Origin of the sequence: Phenylobacterium sp. (genome assembly GCF_030651185.1) — a bacterium.
Lineage (GTDB): Bacteria > Pseudomonadota > Alphaproteobacteria > Caulobacterales > Caulobacteraceae > Phenylobacterium.
Genome location: NZ_JAUSCJ010000021.1, coordinates 24,060 through 41,256 on the forward strand (window position 1 = coordinate 24,060; position 17,197 = coordinate 41,256).

The window sequence follows — 17,197 nt, forward strand, 5'->3', positions numbered from 1 at the left end:
GCAGATTGAGGGCGAAGCGAGGCCTTAGCCGCGCTTGCCGCGCCGGGCCTTCTTGTCGTCCTTGGACGCAGCCTTGGCGTCCTCATCCTCGGCCACCACGACCCTGGCCGCGGGCAGGTGCGCGTCCCAGCGGGCGTCGATGTATCTCTGGCCGGTGGCCAGGGCGTCGAGGGTGCGTGACTCCTGGCCGAACTTCTTCTGGTAGGTCCAGTAGGCGGCCATGACGCGTTCGACGTAGTTGCGGGTCTCGACCGCGGGCATGCACTCGATGACCATCAGGCTCTCGTCATCGTCCCCCAGCATGGTGGCGGTCTTCTGCAGGGTGCCGGGGCCGCCATTATAGGCCGCCACCGTGCGCAGGATGTCGTAGCCGACCCCTTCGCCCATCAGCCAGCCGAGATAGTCCTGGCCGACCTTCAGATTGAAGCCAGGATCGAACAGCGGGCTCATGTCGTCGCGCAGACGCTTGTCGCCGGTGGCGTGGGCCGCGGCGTCGGGCATCAGCTGCATCAGGCCCACCGCGCCGGCCGGCGAAACGACGCCCGGGTTGAAGCGGCTTTCCTGGCGCACGATGGCGTAGACCAGGGCCTTGCTGACCTTGAAGCCCTCGCGGGGGTTCAGGTTCGGGGTGGGATAGTCCGGCTCGCCGCGGCGCCGGGCGGGACCGGCGGCGGCCATGTCCTGGGCTAGGCCTTCGTTGATGACGGCGGACAGCTTCATCCAGCGCTCACGCTCGGCGGGGGTGCGGGCGAGCGCCAGGCCGGCGCGCAGTTCCTGGCCGGCCTCCGGCACGCGGCCGATCTGGGCCAGCGCAGCCGCGCGATGAGCGCGGACGTCGTCGCGCATCATCTTGGTCACGTCGGCGGTGGGGCCGCCGTAGGAAGCCTTGATCACGCTCCGCGCGCGGGGCTGGTAGGGCTGGGCCATCGAGAGCGGGATGGCGGGGCCAAGATTGCCAAGCGCCACCTGGCGCTCGGCGATCATGCCGTAGAAGGTCTGTGGCGAACCGGCCGCCTGACGCAGATAGGTGGCCGCCCGGTCGCTGTTGCCGCCGGCCTCAGCGGCGCGAGCGGCCCAGTATGCCGCGCCGGCCCGGACCCAGATGTCTTCCTCGGTGTCCTGCGCCACCTGTGACAGATGGGTCTCGGCCTGGTCGTAGTGGCGCAGGCGGTAGGCGGCCATGCCGGCGATCCAGCGCTCGCCCACCGCCTTGGCCAGGTCCAACGCCCGCCGGGAGTCGCCGGAATAGAAGGCCTCGCGGGCCAGACGGGCGTTGTCTAGATCGAAGGGACCGCCGGAGCCCGGCGCCACCAGCGCGACCTTGTTCCAGTCGGTCCCGATCAGGCCGGGCACGGTCGGCGGCGCCATGTCCGGCGTCTTGCGCTTGCTGGCCAGGGTGTAGATGCGCTCGGCGACCGGCAGGTCAGCATAGCGCGACAGCCAGCCCGACAGCTCGTCGAAGTTCGACTTGTGCGCCGTCGGGTGCATCAGGCCCCGATAGGTGATGTAGCCCGAGAGCGAGGGGTCGCTGATCTCGATGGTCTGCATCGTGGCGTCGATGAAGTCGCCGCGATCCACGGATTCGAAGGCCCGGGCATAGCTCTGAGCGTCGGCGGGCGTCAGGACCTGCGGGCTGCCGGCCAGCGCCTTTCCTGCGATCGTGGCGCAGATCAGGGCCAGGGCCGCGATCCGCACGCGCTTGGTCTGCGTCATGCCCACCTTCACACCGCCGCGTCGTCGCTGGTCTGGCGTGACCCTACTTCTCAATGACCGGAGACGTTTAGAACCCTTATTGATGAAGAGAAAGTGCGTTCGCGCCGCAGGAGTCCGGTTAAGGACGTTCCGGACGATTGAGGCGTTCGGTGAGCGTCAGCAGGTCACTCCACGCCTTCTTCTTGGCCCCGGGCTGCCGCAGGAGGAAGGCCGGGTGCAGGGTGGGCATGGCCGGCAGCTCGATGGCGCCGTCCGCCGACTTCCATTCGAACCATCGCCCCCGCAGGGACAGGATGCCTTCCTCGCGCTTCAGCATGGCCTTTGACGCGGGGCCGCCCACCAGCAGCAGCATGCGGGGCTTCAGCAGCTCGATCGCCCGCTCCAGGAAGGGCGCGCAGACCATCTGCTCGCCCGGGGACGGATTGCGGTTGCCGGGCGGACGCCAGAACACCGAGTTGGTGATGAAGACCTGATCGGTCAGGCCCGCGGCGGCGAGCATCCTGTCCAGAAGCTGGCCCGCCCGGCCGACGAAGGGCTGTCCCTGGATATCCTCTTCCTGGCCCGGGCCTTCACCAATCACCATCAGCGGGGCGGTGACCGAGCCGCGATAGAAGACCGACTGGCGCGCGGCGCCCTCGAACTTCAGCGGGCAGCCGTCAAAGGCCTCGATGGCGGCCTTCAGGGCCTCCAGGTCAGGGGCGCCGGCGGCCAGGCGCTTGGCCTCGGCGACGGCGGCGGACACATCGGGACCCGCGGCAGGGGCCGCCCTGGCCGCGATCGGGGCCGCCACCGGCTTCTCCGGCAGGCGGATCGGCGCGATCTTGCCCGCCTCGATGCGATCGAACGGCTCGTCCAGCAGCATGGCGTCGACACCCGCCTCGGCCCAGAAGGCGAGCAGGCTTTCGGCGGCGATGTCACGCGAGGCGGGGTTCATGCGTCCTTGTAATCGTTGTTGCGACGGAGTTCACCCTTGACCGGCGACCGGCAAGCTTCCGATAAGTCGGCGAACGGATCAACGCTGCGCGGCGTAAGGGGAGGGGAACCCCTGACGCGCGGCCCAGAGGAGTTGAGGGGATCATGAGCGACGTCATCGAACGCGAGGCCATGGAGTACGACGTGGTGATCGTCGGCGCCGGCCCCTCGGGCCTCTCGGCCGCGATCCGCCTGAAGCAACTGGCCGAGGCCGCAGGGACCGAAATCACCGTCGCCGTGCTGGAAAAGGGCTCCGAGGTCGGCGCCCACATCCTGTCGGGCGCGGTCATCGATCCCAGCGGCATCAACGAACTTCTGCCGAATTGGAAGGAGCTTGGGGTTCCTCTGGAGACCCAGGTCACCCGCGACAAGTTCGTGATGCTGGGTCCGCAGGGCGAGCTGGATATCAGCTTCCTGCCCTTCCCCAAGTGGATGCTGAACCACGGCAACTACATCGCCTCCCTGGGCAACGTCTGCCGCTGGATGGGCCAGCACGCCGAGAGCCTGGGCGTCGAGATCTATCCCGGCATGGCCGCCTCCGAGGTGGTCTATAACGAGGACGGCTCGGTGAAGGGCGTCGTCGCCGGGGTGTTCGGCATCGGCAAGGATGGCCAGCCCGGCCCCGACTATCAGCCCGGCATCGAACTTCACGCCAAGTACACCTTCATCGGCGAGGGCGTCCGCGGTTCGCTGGCCAAGCAGCTGCAGGCCAAGTTCGGCCTGACCGAGGGCCGCGAGCCGCAGAAGTTCGGCATCGGCATCAAGGAACTCTGGCAGGTGCCGGACGAACAGTTCGAGCCCGGCCTGACCCAGCACACCTTCGGCTGGCCGCTGGACAACGCCACCGGCGGCGGGTCCTTCATGTACCACTTCGGGGACAACTACGTGGCCATCGGCTTCGTGCTGCACCTCAACTACAAGAATCCCTGGCTCTCGCCCTTCGACGAGTTCCAGCGCTTCAAGACCCACCCGACGATCCGCGGCTATCTCGAAGGCGGCAAGCGCATCTCGTACGGCGCGCGGGCCATCACCGAGGGCGGTTCGCAATCCCTGCCGCAGCTCTACTTCCCGGGCGGCGTCCTGCTGGGCTGCTCGGCCGGCATGGTCAATGTCCCGCGCATCAAGGGCAGCCACAACGCGGTGAAGAGCGGCATGCTGGCCGCCGAGGCCGCCTTCGCCGCCATCGCGCAGGGCCGTTCGAGCGACGCCCTGGAGAGCTACGAAGCGGCCTACAAGAAATCCTCGATCCACAAGGAGCTGTGGAACGTCCGCAACTTCAAGCCGCTGTGGTCGAGGTTCGGCACCATTCCGGGCCTGGTCCTGGGCGGCGCCGACGCCATGATCGCCACGCTCCTGGGTGGCTGGTCCCCGTGGGGCACGCTCAAGCACGGCAAGTCCGACGCGGCCTCCACCGGCCTGGCCACGGACTACAAGCCGATCGTCTATCCCAAGCCGGATAACGAGTTCAGCTTCGACAAGCTCTCCAGCGTCTTCCTGTCGGCCACCAACCACGACGAGAACCAGCCGGCCCACCTGAAGCTGAAGGACCCGAGCGTCCCGATCGAGGTGAACCTGCCCCGGTTCGGCGAGCCCGCGCGCCTCTACTGTCCGGCGGGCGTCTACGAGGTGCTGTACGACGAGCAGGGCCAGAACCCGAAGTTCCAGATCAACTTCCAGAACTGCGTCCACTGCAAAACCTGCGACATCAAGGACCCGTCGCAGAACATCAACTGGACCACGCCGCAGGGCGGAGACGGGCCGAACTACCCGAATATGTAGGGCAAATCGGCGCGCGCGGGCCGGCCAAGCTTGCGGCGCGGGCGGAAAGCGTTGAGGTTCGACCCCATGCGTAAACTGGTCGTCTGCGTCGCCCCGCTCGTCCTCCTGGCCGCCTGCGCCACTGCGCCAGGGGACGATCTCGCCAGTCTCGATGACCTGGGCGGCTCGTCCTACGGCCTGTTCCTGGCCGGCCAGGGCGCGCTGAACGATGGTCGAGGCGCCCAGGCGGTCGCCTATTTTGAACAGGCCCAGGCCGGCGGCGCGGAAGATGACCTGATCGCCGAGCGGGCCTTCACCGCCGCGGTCCTGGCCGGCGACATCACCAAGGCCGCCGCGCTCGCGCCCTCCGGTGACGGCGCCTCGGAAGCCGCCAAGCGGATGGGCCGCGTGGTCCAGGCCGTCGAGGCGATGTCCAGCAACCAGGGCAAGGCCGCCAGGTTGCTGCTGAAGCCCGAGCTCATTGGCTTCCCGCACAAGGGCGCCGCGGCGCTGCTGGGCCCCTGGGCCTCGGCCATGGCCGGCGACGCCGAGGGCGCGGTGGTTCGTCCTGAACTGCGCAACGACAAGGTCGTGGAGTATTTCGGCCTGCTGGGTCAGGCCTTCCTCTATGAGCGCGCCAAGCGCTACGACGAGGCCGAGACCGACTTCAAGGCGCTCACCGGCGGCGACAGTCCCGGGGACATGGTGCTGCTGGCCTATGGCGGCTTCCTGGAGCGGCGCGGCAAGCGGCTGGACGCCGTGGCCGTCTATGACAAGGGCCTTGCCGAAGAGCCTTCCAACTCCATCCTGCTGGCGGCCAAGGCCCGCGCCGCGGCCGGCAAGTCGGCCCCGCCCGCGCCGACCCTGCGCCAGGGCGCGGCCCAGGCCCTGATGGCGCCCGCCGCCACCATGCTGTCGGCCAAGCAGGATCAGATCGGCCTGGCCTACCTGCGCCTGGCCCTGCGGTTGGACCCCAACCGCAACGAGGCCTGGCTGATGGTGGGCAATCTGATGGAGGCCGCCGGCGACATCGACTCCGCTCGGGCGTCCTACGCCAGGCCCAAGCCCGGTTCGCCCGAATATGCCGCGGCCCGCTCCAAGCTGGCCTGGAGCTTCCAGAACGCCAAGGATAGCGAGACGGCCCTGAAGATGGCGCGCGAGGCCGCCGCCTCCGGCGATCTCGACGCCAAGGTGACCCTGGCCGACATGCTGCGGGTCAACGAACAGTTCGCCGAGTCGTCCCAGATCCTCACCGAGGTGATCGCCGCCCGGCCCGGCGACTGGCGGCTGCTCTATGCCCGCGGCGTGGCCAACGACCGCGCCGGCCGCTGGGCCGATGGCGAGGCCGACTTGCGCGCGGCCCTGAAGATCCGCCCCGACGACAGCGAGATGCTGAACTATCTCGGCTATTCCTGGATCGACCGCGGCGAGCACCTGCCGGAGGCCCTGGCCATGGTGCAACGGGCCGTGGCCTCCAATCCCAAGTCCGGGGCCATGATCGATAGCCTCGGCTGGGCCTATTTCCGGCTCGGGGACTACAAGAAGGCCGTCGAGAAGCTTGAGGAAGCCATCGAGCTTGAGGCCGGCGATCCGGACATCAACAATCACCTGGGGGACGCCTACTGGCGCATCGGCCGCCGCGACGAGGCGGAGTTCCAGTGGAAGCGGGTTCTCACCCTCGACCCCGACGCCAAGATGAAGGCCGAGGTGACCACCAAGCTGGCCTCGGGCCTGGGTCCGACGGGACCGGCCGCGAGCCCCCGCGTCGCCGGACAGTAGCGCGATGGCCGGCGACACCCTGGCGCCCGCCAAGATCAACCTCTTCCTGCACGTCGGCGCGCCGGGCGCCGACGGCTATCACCCGCTCTGCAGCCTGATGGTCTTCGCCGACGCCGGCGACCGGGTGACCCTGCACGACGGCGACGCCCTGGCCGTGAAGGTGCGCGGTCCCTTCGCCCATCAACTGGCGGCCGAGGGCGACAACCTGGTCCTGCGCGCCGCCCGCGCCCTGCTGGCCAAGGCCCGGGGCCCGCAGGCGCTCAGCGCCTTCACCCTGGAAAAACGCCTGCCGGTGGCGGCGGGTCTCGGCGGCGGGTCCAGCGACGCCGGCGCGGCCCTGCGGCTGATGCGCGAGGCCATGAACCCCCGGCTGGAGGACGCCGAACTAGAGGCCGTCGCCGCCGGCCTCGGCTCCGATGGCGCGGCCTGCCTCTGGGGCCGCCCGGTGGTGGCGCAGGGGCGGGGAGAGCGGCTGTCGCCGGCCCCGGGCCTGCCGATCCTGGAGGCGGTGCTGGTCAATCCGGGCGTCTCGGTCTCGACGCCCGCCGTCTACGCCGCCCTCGACGCCGCCCTGACCTTCGGAGATATCGCGCCGCCGCCCATGCCCGACGCCTTCGAGAGCGTCGAGGAACTGGCCGGTTGGCTGGCCACCACCCGCAACGACCTGGAGGCGCCCGCCGTCGCCCTGGCCCCGGCCATCGGCGATGTCCTGGCCACCCTGGCCGACGAGCCTGAGGCCCTGATCGCCCGCATGTCCGGCTCCGGCGCCACCTGCTTCGCGCTGTGCCAGAGCGAGGTGGAGGCCGAGACCCTGGCGGAACGGATCATGGCCATGAAGCCCGACTGGTGGGTCCAGCGCTGCCGCCTTGGCGGTCCCTGGGGCTGAGGTCATGCAGACCGAACGGCTGCGCCTGCGGCCCCTGGCGCCGGACGATCTCGAACATCTGGTCGCTCTGCACGGCGATCCCGAGGTGATGGCCTTCATCACCGGGGCAGGGGAGACCCGCGAGGTTGTCGAGACCCACAGCCTGCCCGACCTGCTCGCGCGCCGCACCTGGCTGCTGTTCGAGGGCGAGACCTTTCTCGGCTGGGCGTCGCTGCGGGTTGAGGGCGATGAGGCGGAGCTGGGCTATCGGCTGGTCCGCGCGGCCTGGGGCCGGGGCTATGCCAGCGAGGCGGCCCGCGCCCTGGTTGACCTGGGCTTTCGCCAACTGGGGCTCAGCCGCATCTGGGCTGAGACCATGGCGGTGAACACGGGGTCGCGGCGGGTGATGGAGAAGGCGGGGCTGGGTTACATCCGCACCTTCCACCTGGCGTGGGACGATCCCCTGCCGGGCGCGGAGCAGGGCGAGGTGGAGTACGCCATCGCCCGGACGGACTGGGGTTAGCCCAAACGAAAACGGGGGCCCCGAAGGACCCCCGTTCCCAACGCTTTGGTTTGACGTGGACTATTCGTGCAGGGCTTCGCCGTGCAGCGAGAGGTCCAGACCCTCGACTTCGCCCTCTTCCGAGACGCGCAGGCCGGTGGTGAACTTGACCACGAACAGGATGATCAGGGTGACCACGCCCGACCAGGCGATGGTCGCGCCGATGCCCAGCATCTGCTTGGCCACGGTGGCGCCTTCACCGAGGCTGTTGATGGCCGGGTCGGCCAGGGCGCCGGTGAGCAGGGCGCCGACGATGCCGGCGATCCCGTGCACGCCGAAGGCGTCGAGGCTGTCGTCATACTTCAGCAGGCGCTTGAGCCAGACCGCGCCCACATAGGCCGCGCCGCCACCGATGATGCCGATGATCAGAGCGCCTTGCGGGTTCACGAAACCGGCGGCCGGGGTGATGGCGACGAGACCCGCCACCGCACCGGAGGCCAGGCCCAGCATGCCGGGCTTCTTGCGCTCTACCCACTCCACGATCATCCAGGACAGGGCCGCGGCGGCCGCGGCGATCTGGGTGTTCAGCATGGCGGCGGAGGCGATGCCGTCGGCGGCCCATTCCGAACCGGCGTTGAAGCCGAACCAGCCCACCCACAGCAGGCTGGCGCCGATCATGGTGTAGACCAGGTTGGAAGGCGCCATGTTTTCCGCGCCGTAGCCCTTGCGCTTGCCGAGAACCAGGGCGCACATCAGGCCGGCGACGCCCGCATTGATGTGAACGACGGTGCCGCCGGCGAAGTCGAGGACGCCCGCGCCCGAGAGCCAGCCGCCGCCCCAGACCCAGTGACAGATGGGCGCGTAGACGAAGACCGCCCACAGGGTCGTGAAGAGCAGGAGGGCCGAGAACTTCATGCGTTCGGCGAAGGCGCCGGCGATGAGGGCGGGCGTGATGATGGCGAAGGTCATCTGATAGACGATCCACAGCATCTCCGGCAGGCCCTTGGCGGCCGAGAAGGCCGTTTCGGTGGTGACGCCGCTGAGGAACAGGACGTCGAAGGAGCCGACGTACTTGTTCAGGGTCTCATCCGGGTTCACGCCGAAGGCCATGCCGTAGGTGATGGCCATCCAGACGATCGTCACCACGCAGGTGACGGCGAAGGATTGCGCCACCGTGGCGATGACGTTCTTGCGGCGGACCATGCCGCCGTAGAACAGCGCCAGGCCGGGAATGGTCATCATCAGAACCAGGGCCGTGGAGGTCAGGATCCAGGCCGTGCCGGAACCGTCGAGTTCGAGCTTGACCTGGTGGGCCATCAGCGCCGGCGCCGCGGCTTCCGCGGTGGCCGGAGCCGCCTCTTCCGTTGCGGCGGGAGCCGCCTCTTCCGGCGCGGGCGCGGGCGCGGCGGCCTCGGCGGCGGGCGGTGCGACGTCCTGTGCGAAGGCCGGGAACGCCAAGGGCGCCCCGACCAGGGTGGCGGCGGCCATCAGGCCCGCCAGCCGCTTAAATCCGAATGTTTTCATGTGCTATCCCCTTGTCCCGATGAGTTCGCGCTGCGCTCTAAAGCGCCGCAGTGCCGGACTCGCCGGTCCGAATGCGAACCGCGTCCTCGACATTGAGGACGAAGATCTTCCCGTCGCCGATCTTGCCGGTGGCGGCGGCGGCCTTGACGGCCTCCACGGCCTTGGCGGCGGCGCTGTCGTCGACAACCGCCTCCAGCTTCACCTTGGGAACGAAGTTCACCTGGTACTCAGCGCCCCGGTAGATCTCCGTCTGCCCCTTCTGCCGGCCGTAGCCCTTAACTTCCGAGACCGTCAGCCCCTCGACGCCGGCGGCGACGAGCGCTTCGCGCACATCGTCCAGCTTGAAGGGTTTGACGATCGCCATGATCAGTTTCATCGCTCGCTCCTGCGCAGCCCCAAAGATCGGCACGCCCGTGGTGAATTCCCGACCCGTCGCGAGTTCAGCCCCCTCGACGGCAAGGCGACGCTACCGAGACACGCCGTCCAGGGCGGACGCCCGGTAACTTCTGATCAAGGAAAAGACCTTGGGCGCCCGATTTGCGGGCATATCGCCCAAGGGATGTTCAAATGTTACGCAGAATGCGCCTCCACAATGCGCAGACGTCTGGTGAAGCTGGGGCCTTGGCGTCAGCCCGGCGGCCATTCACGAACCCGTGATCTTCGCAACCAGTCGCGGCGGCGTGCGCTGTTGAGCGCGACAGGCCGAGCTTCTCTCCGGGCTCGGATTTTGGGGGGCGCCCATTTACCCCGTCACGAGGACAAGATGCATTTGAACCGTATTCTGACCACGACCGCCGCCGTTGCGCTGATCGCCGGCGCGGCCCATGCTCAGACCGCCGCCAAGCCTGCCGCTGACCCCGTCGCGGCCGAATCCAAGGCCAAGGCGACCGCCAAGGTCGTGGCCGCCGGCGACATCGTCGCCACCGCCAAGGCCTCGGGCCAGTTCAAAACCTTCCTGAAGGCGGCCGAGGCGACCAACCTCACCACCCTGCTCAAGGACAACAAGAACCTGACGGTGTTCGCCCCGACGGACGCGGCCTTCGCGGCCCTGCCGGCCGGCGAGCTCGACAAGCTGATGCTGCCGGAAAACAAGGCCCAGCTTCAGAAGGTCCTGATCTATCACGTGATCAACGCCAAGGTGCCGTCGAGCGAGTTCAAGGGCGCCACCCGCAAGGCCGCCACCGTCGCCGGTCCGTCCGTCGAACTGGCCGGCGGGGCCACGCTGAAGGTCAATGACGCCGACATCGTCCAGGCCGACGTGATGTCCACCAACGGCATCATCCACGTGGTGGACAAGGTGCTGCTGCCGCCGGGCGCCATGGCGGCGGCCAATACCGCCGTGCCCGCCTCGGCCACCGCGCCTGCGGCGTCCGTCAAGGAGCCAACCACCCTTCCGGCCACTCAGGTGCTGCCGAAAACCAACTAGTCGGGGCTGCCTCGGCGGCCGCAGGCCGCCGGGATTCCTTCAGGAACCACCAGGAGCAACCACCATGACCCTCAAGACCCTTCTCGCCGCCGCCGCCGCCACCGCGCTGATGGCCGGAGCCGCCCAGGCCCAGACCATGACCCAGCCGGCGGACGCCACCGTGCCTCCCATGACCACACCGGCCGGCGATCCCATGCCGACGACGGACAGCACGACCACCACCGAAACCTCGGTCGACGGGACGTCCTCCACCAGCGTCACGACGCCGATGGCCAGCACCGGCGCCACCGCCGACACTTCGGCCACCATGACCACGACGACGGTCACCAACGGGCCGGTGGCCGACACCCCTGAGAACCGCGCGCTCTATAAGCCGCTGTCCAATGCGGGCAACCGCACCGCCCCCAAGGGCAACTAAAGACAGCCCCTACATGGGTTGAAGCAAAGGTCGGCGGGCCCTATGGTCCGCCGACTTTTTTTGCGCCTGCGAAACAGCACACATGCCCGCCGACAAGCCGCTTTCATTTCAGGGCCTTATCCTGAAATTGCACGACTATTGGAGCCGTCAGGGCTGCGTGATTCTGCAGCCGCATGACATTGAGGTCGGCGCAGGCACCCTGCACCCGGCCACGGTCCTGCGCGCGCTGGGTCCCAAGTCCTGGCGGGCCGCCTATGTGCAGCCCTCGCGGCGGCCTGGCGATGGCCGCTATGGCGAGAACCCCAACCGCCTGCAGCACTACTATCAGTACCAGGTGATCCTGAAGCCGAACCCCGACAACCTGCAGGAGCTGTATCTTGGCAGCCTGGAGGCCATCGGCCTCAACACTCGCCTGCACGACATCCGCTTCGTCGAGGACGACTGGGAAAACCCCACGGTCGGGGCCTGGGGCCTGGGCTGGGAGGTCTGGTGCGACGGCATGGAAGTCAGCCAGTACACCTATATGCAGCAGGTCGGCGGCCTGGACGTGTTCCCGGTGGCCGGCGAGCTGACCTACGGCCTGGAACGCCTGGCCATGTACATCCAGGGCGTCGACCACTTCACCGATCTCGCCTTCAACGATCCCGACGGCCCCGAGCCCAAGACCTATGGCGAGGTGTTCCTGGAGAACGAGCGCCAACACTCGGAGGCCAACTTCCACGGCTATGACGTGGAGACCCTGAAGCGCCAGTTCGAGGACATGGAGATCCAGGTCCCGCGCCTGCTGGCCATGACCGGACCGCAGGGCCAGGCCATCGTCCTGCCGGCCTATGACCACGTGCTGAAGGCCAGCCACCTGTTCAACCTGATGGACGCCCGCGGCGCCATCGCCGTGGCCGAACGCCAGAGCTACATCGGCCGCATCCGCGACCTGACCAAGATGTGCGCCCTGGCCTGGGTGAAGAACGAGGGCGGCGATGGCCTCCCCAACGCCGAGCAGGTTGCGAAGTAGGACCATGCCCCAGCTTCTGATCGAACTATTCTCCGAAGAGATTCCGGCGCGCATGCAGGCCCAGGCCGCGCGGGATTTTGAACGCCTGGCCCGCGAGCATCTGGCGGGCGAGGCTCTGATCCCGGAGGCCGTGAAAGCTTTCGGCGGTCCGCGCCGCCTGACCCTGGTGGCCGAGGGGCTGCCGGCTACCCAGGGCGACCGGCACGAAGACCGCAAAGGCCCGCGCGTCGGCTCTCCCGACCAAGCGATGGACGGCTTCCTGCGCTCCACCGGCCTGACCCGCGAGCAACTGGTGGAGAAGGACGGCGTCTGGTTCGCCCACATCCACCGCCAGGGGCGCCCGACGCCGGAGATCATCGCCGAGATGGTCGAGAAGATCGTTCGCGACTTCCCCTGGCCCAAGTCCATGACCTGGGGCCGTGGGACCCTGCGCTGGGTGCGACCGCTGAAGCGCATCGTCTGCGTCTTCGACGGCGAGGTTGTCCCGTTCAGCGTCGATGGCATCGAGGCGGGCAATGTCACCGAGGGCCACCGGTTCATGGGCTCGGGCCAGCCGTTCAAGGTCCGCGATTTCGACGAGTATGCTCAGAAGCTGGCCAAGCACTTCGTGATCCTGGATCCCGAGGAGCGGAAGGACCGCATCCTGGAAGGCGCCAAGACCCTCTGCTTCGCGCGCAATCTCGATCTGGTGGACGACGAGGGCCTGCTGGACGAGGTGGCGGGCCTGGCCGAATGGCCGACCCCGGTGCTGGGCGACATGGACCCGGCGTTCCTGGACCTGCCGCCGGAGGTGATCCGCACCTCCATGCGCACCCACCAGAAGTATTTCGCGGTCCGCGACCCGGCCACCGGCAAGCTGGCGCCCCACTTCCTGACCGTGGCCAATATCGAGGCCGCCGACGGGGGCGCGGTGATCGCCGCCGGCAACGCCAAGGTGCTCTCGGCCCGCCTCTCCGACGCCCGCTTCTTCTGGGACGAAGACCGCAAGATCACCCTGGAAAGCCGCCTGGAGAAGCTGAAGGGCGTGACCTTCCACGCCAAGCTGGGCAGCCTCTACGAGCGCGTCGAGCGGCTGGAAATCCTCTCCAAGGCCATCGCGCCCCGGGTCGGCGCCGACGTGTCCAAGGCCGTGCTGGCCGCGCGCCTGGCCAAGGCCGATCTCGGCACGGGCATGGTGGGCGAGTTCCCCGAGCTGCAGGGCCTGATGGGCGGCTACTACGCCCGTGAGGAAAAGATCAGCGGCGTGGTGGCCGACGCGATCCGCGACCACTACCGCCCGGTCGGCGCCAATGACGAGGCGCCTGACACGCCCGTCACCATGGCCGTGGCCCTGGCCGAAAAGCTCGACACCCTGACCGCCTTCTTCGCCATCAACGAGAAGCCTACGGGATCGCGCGACCCCTACGCTCTGCGCCGCGCGGCGCTCGGCGTGATCCGCATCCTGTTGGGGTCCGAAGCCCGCGCCCCGGTGCGCGAGCTGGTGGCCGACTGGTACAGGTCCCTGCGCTGCTTCGTCGATCCCGGCCGGGCGCTCTATGTCTCGACCAAGCGGACCACCGGCTATCTCGGTCCGCTGTCGCGCAGCCCCTCGGAGGTGTTCGAGACCTATGTCGAGGAGTTCGAGGCCGCGCTGCTGGAAGGTAAGCCCTATGTCGTGGCGACCGAGGAGGATTTCGACATCCGCTTCGACCGCTCGGCCGCGGCCGGCGACGCCCCCGAGGGCGAGGTGCTCTACGAATTCCGCCCCTATTCCGTGGTGGCCGACGAGGTCATGGCCTTCTTCGCCGACCGCCTGAAGGTGGTGTTGCGCGACCAGGGCAAGCGCCACGACCTGGTGGACGCGGTCTTCGCCCTAGGCGACGACGACCTGGTGCGGATCGTCGCCCGGGTCGAGGCCCTGGACGGCTTCCTGACGACCGAGGACGGCAAGAACCTGCTGGCCGGCGAGAAGCGCGCCCGGCAACTCCTCCAGGCGGAGGAAAAGAAGGGGCCCTTGCCCGCCGGGCCGGCGGTCGCCATGGCCGGCGCCACCGCGGAAGAAGCAGGCCTCATCACGGCAATTTCCCTTGCGGAACCCGCGGTCGCGCGTGCATTGCACAACGAAGATTTCGCGGGCGCCATGCGTGCCCTGTCGGGACTGCGCGCGCCCGTGGACGCCTTCTTCGAGAAGGTGCTGGTGAACTCTGAGGTCGCGGCGGAACGCGAGAACCGCCTACGGCTTTTGGCGCAGGTCCGGGATGCGATGGGTCGCGTCGCGGACTTCTCTTTGGTGACGGGTTAGGAGACCTCAAGGATGCCGACCGATACGCTGACGAAGTCGCGCTGGGTCTATTCCTTCGGCGGAGGCGGCGCCGACGGCGACGCGTCCATGAAGAACCTGCTGGGCGGGAAGGGGGCCAATCTCGCCGAGATGTCCTCCCTGGGCCTGCCCGTGCCCCCCGGCTTCACGATCACCACCGAGGCCTGCGTCCACTACTATTCCAACGACAAGACCTATCCCGAGGGCCTGAAGGAACAGGTCATCGCCGGCCTGGCCAAGGTCGAGGCCATCACCGGCAAGGTGTTCGGCGACGCCGCCAACCCGCTGCTGGTCTCGGTGCGCTCCGGCGCGCGGGCCTCCATGCCGGGCATGATGGACACGGTCCTCAACCTCGGCCTCAACGACCAGACGGTGGAAGGCCTGGCCAAGCTGGCCGGTGACCGCCGCTTCGCCTTCGATAGCTATCGCCGCTTCATCCAGATGTACTCGGCCGTGGTCCTCGACCTGGACCACCACATGTTCGAGGACATCCTCGACGAGCAGAAGGAGCGTCTCGACGTCACCGTCGACACCGCGCTGTCCGCCGAGGACTGGGAAAAGGTCGTCACCGCCTACAAGGCCGCCGTCGAGCGCGAACTGGGTCATCCCTTCCCGCAGGACCCGCAGGCCCAGCTCTGGGGCGCCATCAGCGCGGTGTTCGCCAGCTGGATGAACGACCGGGCCAAGTTCTATCGCCGCATGCACGACATCCCCGAAAGCTGGGGGACCGCCGTCAACGTCCAGTCGATGGTGTTCGGCAATATGGGCGACAGCAGCGCCACCGGCGTGGCCTTCACCCGCAATCCCTCGACCGGCGAGGCCCGCCTTTACGGCGAGTTCCTGATCAACGCCCAGGGCGAGGACGTGGTGGCCGGCATCCGCACGCCCCAGGCCCTGACCCGGGCCGCCCGCGAGGAGATGGGCGAGAAGTCGCCGTCCATGGAAGAGGCGCTGCCGGAGGTCTTCAAGGAATTCAAGTCCGTCGTCGAGAAGCTGGAAACCCACTATCGCGACATGCAGGACATCGAGTTCACCGTGGAGAAGGGGCGCCTCTACATGCTCCAGACCCGCAACGGCAAGCGCACCGCCAAGGCGGCGCTGAAGGTCGCGGTGGATCTCGCCAATGAGGGCCTGATCACCAAGGAAGAGGCGGTGATGCGCATCGAGCCTGGTTCGCTCGACCAGCTGCTGCACCCCACCATCGACCCGGCGAGCCCGCGCGACATCATCACCTCTGGCCTGCCCGCCTCGCCCGGCGCGGCCACCGGCAAGGTGGTGTTCGACGCCGACGAGGCCGAGAAGATGGCCGCCGCCGGCCAGGACGTGATCCTGGTCCGCGAGGAGACCTCCCCGGAGGATATCCACGGCATGCACGCGGCCAAGGCGATCCTGACCGCCCGCGGCGGCATGACCAGCCACGCCGCGGTGGTGGCGCGCGGCATGGGACGTCCCTGCGTCTCCGGCGCCAGCGAACTCTATATCGACGACGCGGCCCAGACCTTCCGGGCCCGCAACCGCACCTTCAAGGCCGGTGACATCATCACCATCGACGGCTCCAAGGGCGAGGTGCTGGCCGGCGCCGTGCAGATGATCGAACCGGAACTGACGGGGGACTTCGCCGCCCTGATGGTCTGGGCCGACGCCATCCGCCGCCTGAAGGTCCGGGCCAACGCCGAGACCGCCACCGACGCCGCCGCCGCCCGCCAGTTCGGCGCCGAGGGCATCGGCCTGGTGCGCTCGGAGCACATGTTCTTCGACGCCGTGCGCATCGCTGCGGTGCGCGAGATGATCCTGGCCGACGACCGGGCCGGACGCGAACAGGCGCTGGCCAAGATGCTGGTCATGCAGCGCGAGGATTTCGTGCAGCTGTTCTCCATCATGGAGGGCCTGCCGGTCACCTTCCGCCTGCTGGACCCGCCCCTGCACGAGTTCCTGCCCCACACGGCGGAAGACGTGGAAGCGGTCTCCAAGGCCACCGGCCTGGACGCCGCCAAGCTGCTGGCCCGCGCCAAGGAGCTGCACGAGGTGAACCCCATGCTGGGCCACCGTGGCTGCCGCCTGGGCGTGGCCTATCCCGAGATCTACGAGATGCAGGTCCGCGCCATCCTGGAGGCCGCCATCGAGGTGGTCGCCTCGGGCAAGGCCGCGCCGATCCCGGAGATCATGCATCCCCTGGTCGCCAAGGGCCTGGAGATGAAGTTCCTCCGCGAGCTCACCGACCGCATCGCCAAGCTGGTGATGGAAGAGAAGGGTGTGACCATCGACTACCGGGTGGGCACCATGATCGAACTGCCGCGCGCGGCGATCCGGGCCGACGACCTCGCCGAGTACGCCGAGTTCTTCTCCTTCGGCACCAACGACCTGACCCAGACCACCTTCGGCATCAGCCGTGACGACAGCGGCCGGTTCCTGGGCGCCTATATCGACAAGGGCATCTTCGAAAAGGACCCCTTCGTCAGCCTCGACCAGGAAGGCGTCGGCGACCTGATCAACATCGCCGTCGAGCGCGGCCGCAAGACCCGTCCCGACATCAAGCTCGGCATCTGCGGCGAGCACGGCGGCGACCCGGCCTCCATCGAATTCTGCGAGAAGGCCGGCCTCGACTATGTGAGCTGCTCGCCCTTCCGGGTGCCGATCGCCCGCCTGGCCGCGGCCCAGGCCGCCATCGGCGAGCGGGAGAAGGACCGGTGACCGAAGAGACCAAGACCCCCGTCGCCACGATCGCGCCCAAGGCCCTGCCGGCCGGCGCGGTGGGGGCCGGCGCCCTGGGCGCCCTGGCCGTGGGTTTCCTGGCGCTCGGCGCGCTTTCCATCGGTCGCCTGGCGGTAAGCCGGCTGGCCGTTGGCCGCGGCCGGGTCAAGCATCTCGAGATCGAGAACCTGACGGTCCGCCACCTGACGATCCTCGACGACAAGTCGCCCAAGTAGGA

14 protein-coding genes are annotated in these 17,197 nt (G+C 68.4%); 10 read left to right on the top strand and 4 right to left on the bottom strand.

Annotation, left to right across the window (positions count from 1 at the left end):
* Positions 1 to 24 precede the first annotated feature (24 nt).
* The gene (locus Q7J39_RS08750) at positions 25 to 1,713 is read right to left on the bottom strand and encodes a lytic transglycosylase domain-containing protein (RefSeq protein ID WP_304822999.1); all 1,689 of its coding nucleotides are present in this window, start codon (positions 1,711 to 1,713) and stop codon (positions 25 to 27) included.
* A gap of 118 nt (positions 1,714 to 1,831) precedes the next feature.
* On the bottom strand, positions 1,832 to 2,647 hold the full coding sequence (locus tag Q7J39_RS08755; RefSeq protein ID WP_304823002.1) for a uracil-DNA glycosylase family protein: 816 nt from the start codon (positions 2,645 to 2,647) through the stop codon (positions 1,832 to 1,834).
* A gap of 143 nt (positions 2,648 to 2,790) precedes the next feature.
* Between Q7J39_RS08755 and Q7J39_RS08760 the strand changes: the two genes are divergently transcribed.
* The 4 genes from Q7J39_RS08760 to Q7J39_RS08775 all read left to right on the top strand — a co-directional run bounded on the left by Q7J39_RS08760 (position 2,791) and on the right by Q7J39_RS08775 (position 7,610).
* Positions 2,791 to 4,464: an electron transfer flavoprotein-ubiquinone oxidoreductase gene (locus tag Q7J39_RS08760; protein ID WP_304823005.1), complete on the top strand. Its 1,674-nt coding sequence runs from the start codon at positions 2,791 to 2,793 to the stop codon at positions 4,462 to 4,464.
* Positions 4,465 to 4,530: 66 nt separating this feature from the next.
* Positions 4,531 to 6,222 (top strand): tetratricopeptide repeat protein, encoded by a 1,692-nt coding sequence (locus Q7J39_RS08765; RefSeq protein ID WP_304823008.1) that lies wholly within the window; start codon positions 4,531 to 4,533, stop codon positions 6,220 to 6,222.
* Positions 6,223 to 6,226: 4 nt separating this feature from the next.
* Positions 6,227 to 7,108 carry a 4-(cytidine 5'-diphospho)-2-C-methyl-D-erythritol kinase gene (locus Q7J39_RS08770; protein WP_304823011.1) on the top strand — a complete coding sequence of 294 codons (882 nt, stop codon included), beginning with the start codon at positions 6,227 to 6,229 and terminating at the stop codon, positions 7,106 to 7,108.
* Between the two features lie 4 nt (positions 7,109 to 7,112).
* Positions 7,113 to 7,610 carry a GNAT family N-acetyltransferase gene (locus Q7J39_RS08775; RefSeq protein WP_304823015.1) on the top strand — a complete coding sequence of 166 codons (498 nt, stop codon included), beginning with the start codon at positions 7,113 to 7,115 and terminating at the stop codon, positions 7,608 to 7,610.
* A gap of 60 nt (positions 7,611 to 7,670) precedes the next feature.
* Here Q7J39_RS08775 and Q7J39_RS08780 read toward each other — a convergent pair whose 3' ends face one another.
* Positions 7,671 to 9,113, bottom strand: coding sequence for an ammonium transporter (locus Q7J39_RS08780; protein WP_304823018.1), 1,443 nt, complete (start codon positions 9,111 to 9,113; stop codon positions 7,671 to 7,673).
* Positions 9,114 to 9,150: 37 nt separating this feature from the next.
* A complete protein-coding gene (locus tag Q7J39_RS08785) occupies positions 9,151 to 9,489 on the bottom strand; it encodes a P-II family nitrogen regulator (protein ID WP_215339866.1) in 339 nt (112 codons plus the stop codon).
* Between the two features lie 393 nt (positions 9,490 to 9,882).
* On the opposite strand from Q7J39_RS08785, the gene Q7J39_RS08790 reads away from it, so the two are divergent.
* From Q7J39_RS08790 to Q7J39_RS08815, 6 genes are all read left to right on the top strand, one after another.
* Positions 9,883 to 10,539: a fasciclin domain-containing protein gene (locus Q7J39_RS08790; RefSeq protein ID WP_304823021.1), complete on the top strand. Its 657-nt coding sequence runs from the start codon at positions 9,883 to 9,885 to the stop codon at positions 10,537 to 10,539.
* Between the two features lie 64 nt (positions 10,540 to 10,603).
* Positions 10,604 to 10,957, top strand: coding sequence for a hypothetical protein (locus Q7J39_RS08795; RefSeq protein WP_304823024.1), 354 nt, complete (start codon positions 10,604 to 10,606; stop codon positions 10,955 to 10,957).
* An 82-nt stretch (positions 10,958 to 11,039) separates the two neighbouring features.
* A complete protein-coding gene (locus tag Q7J39_RS08800) occupies positions 11,040 to 11,969 on the top strand; it encodes a glycine--tRNA ligase subunit alpha (protein ID WP_304823027.1) in 930 nt (309 codons plus the stop codon).
* Between the two features lie 4 nt (positions 11,970 to 11,973).
* The gene (gene glyS / locus Q7J39_RS08805) at positions 11,974 to 14,250 is read left to right on the top strand and encodes a glycine--tRNA ligase subunit beta (RefSeq protein WP_304823030.1); all 2,277 of its coding nucleotides are present in this window, start codon (positions 11,974 to 11,976) and stop codon (positions 14,248 to 14,250) included.
* Positions 14,251 to 14,262: 12 nt separating this feature from the next.
* Positions 14,263 to 16,959 (top strand): pyruvate, phosphate dikinase, encoded by a 2,697-nt coding sequence (gene ppdK / locus Q7J39_RS08810; RefSeq protein WP_304823032.1) that lies wholly within the window; start codon positions 14,263 to 14,265, stop codon positions 16,957 to 16,959.
* Positions 16,956 to 17,195 carry a hypothetical protein gene (locus Q7J39_RS08815; protein ID WP_304823034.1) on the top strand — a complete coding sequence of 80 codons (240 nt, stop codon included), beginning with the start codon at positions 16,956 to 16,958 and terminating at the stop codon, positions 17,193 to 17,195. The genes ppdK and Q7J39_RS08815 overlap by 4 nt, the downstream gene beginning before the upstream one ends.
* The last annotated feature ends 2 nt before the right edge of the window (positions 17,196 to 17,197 follow it).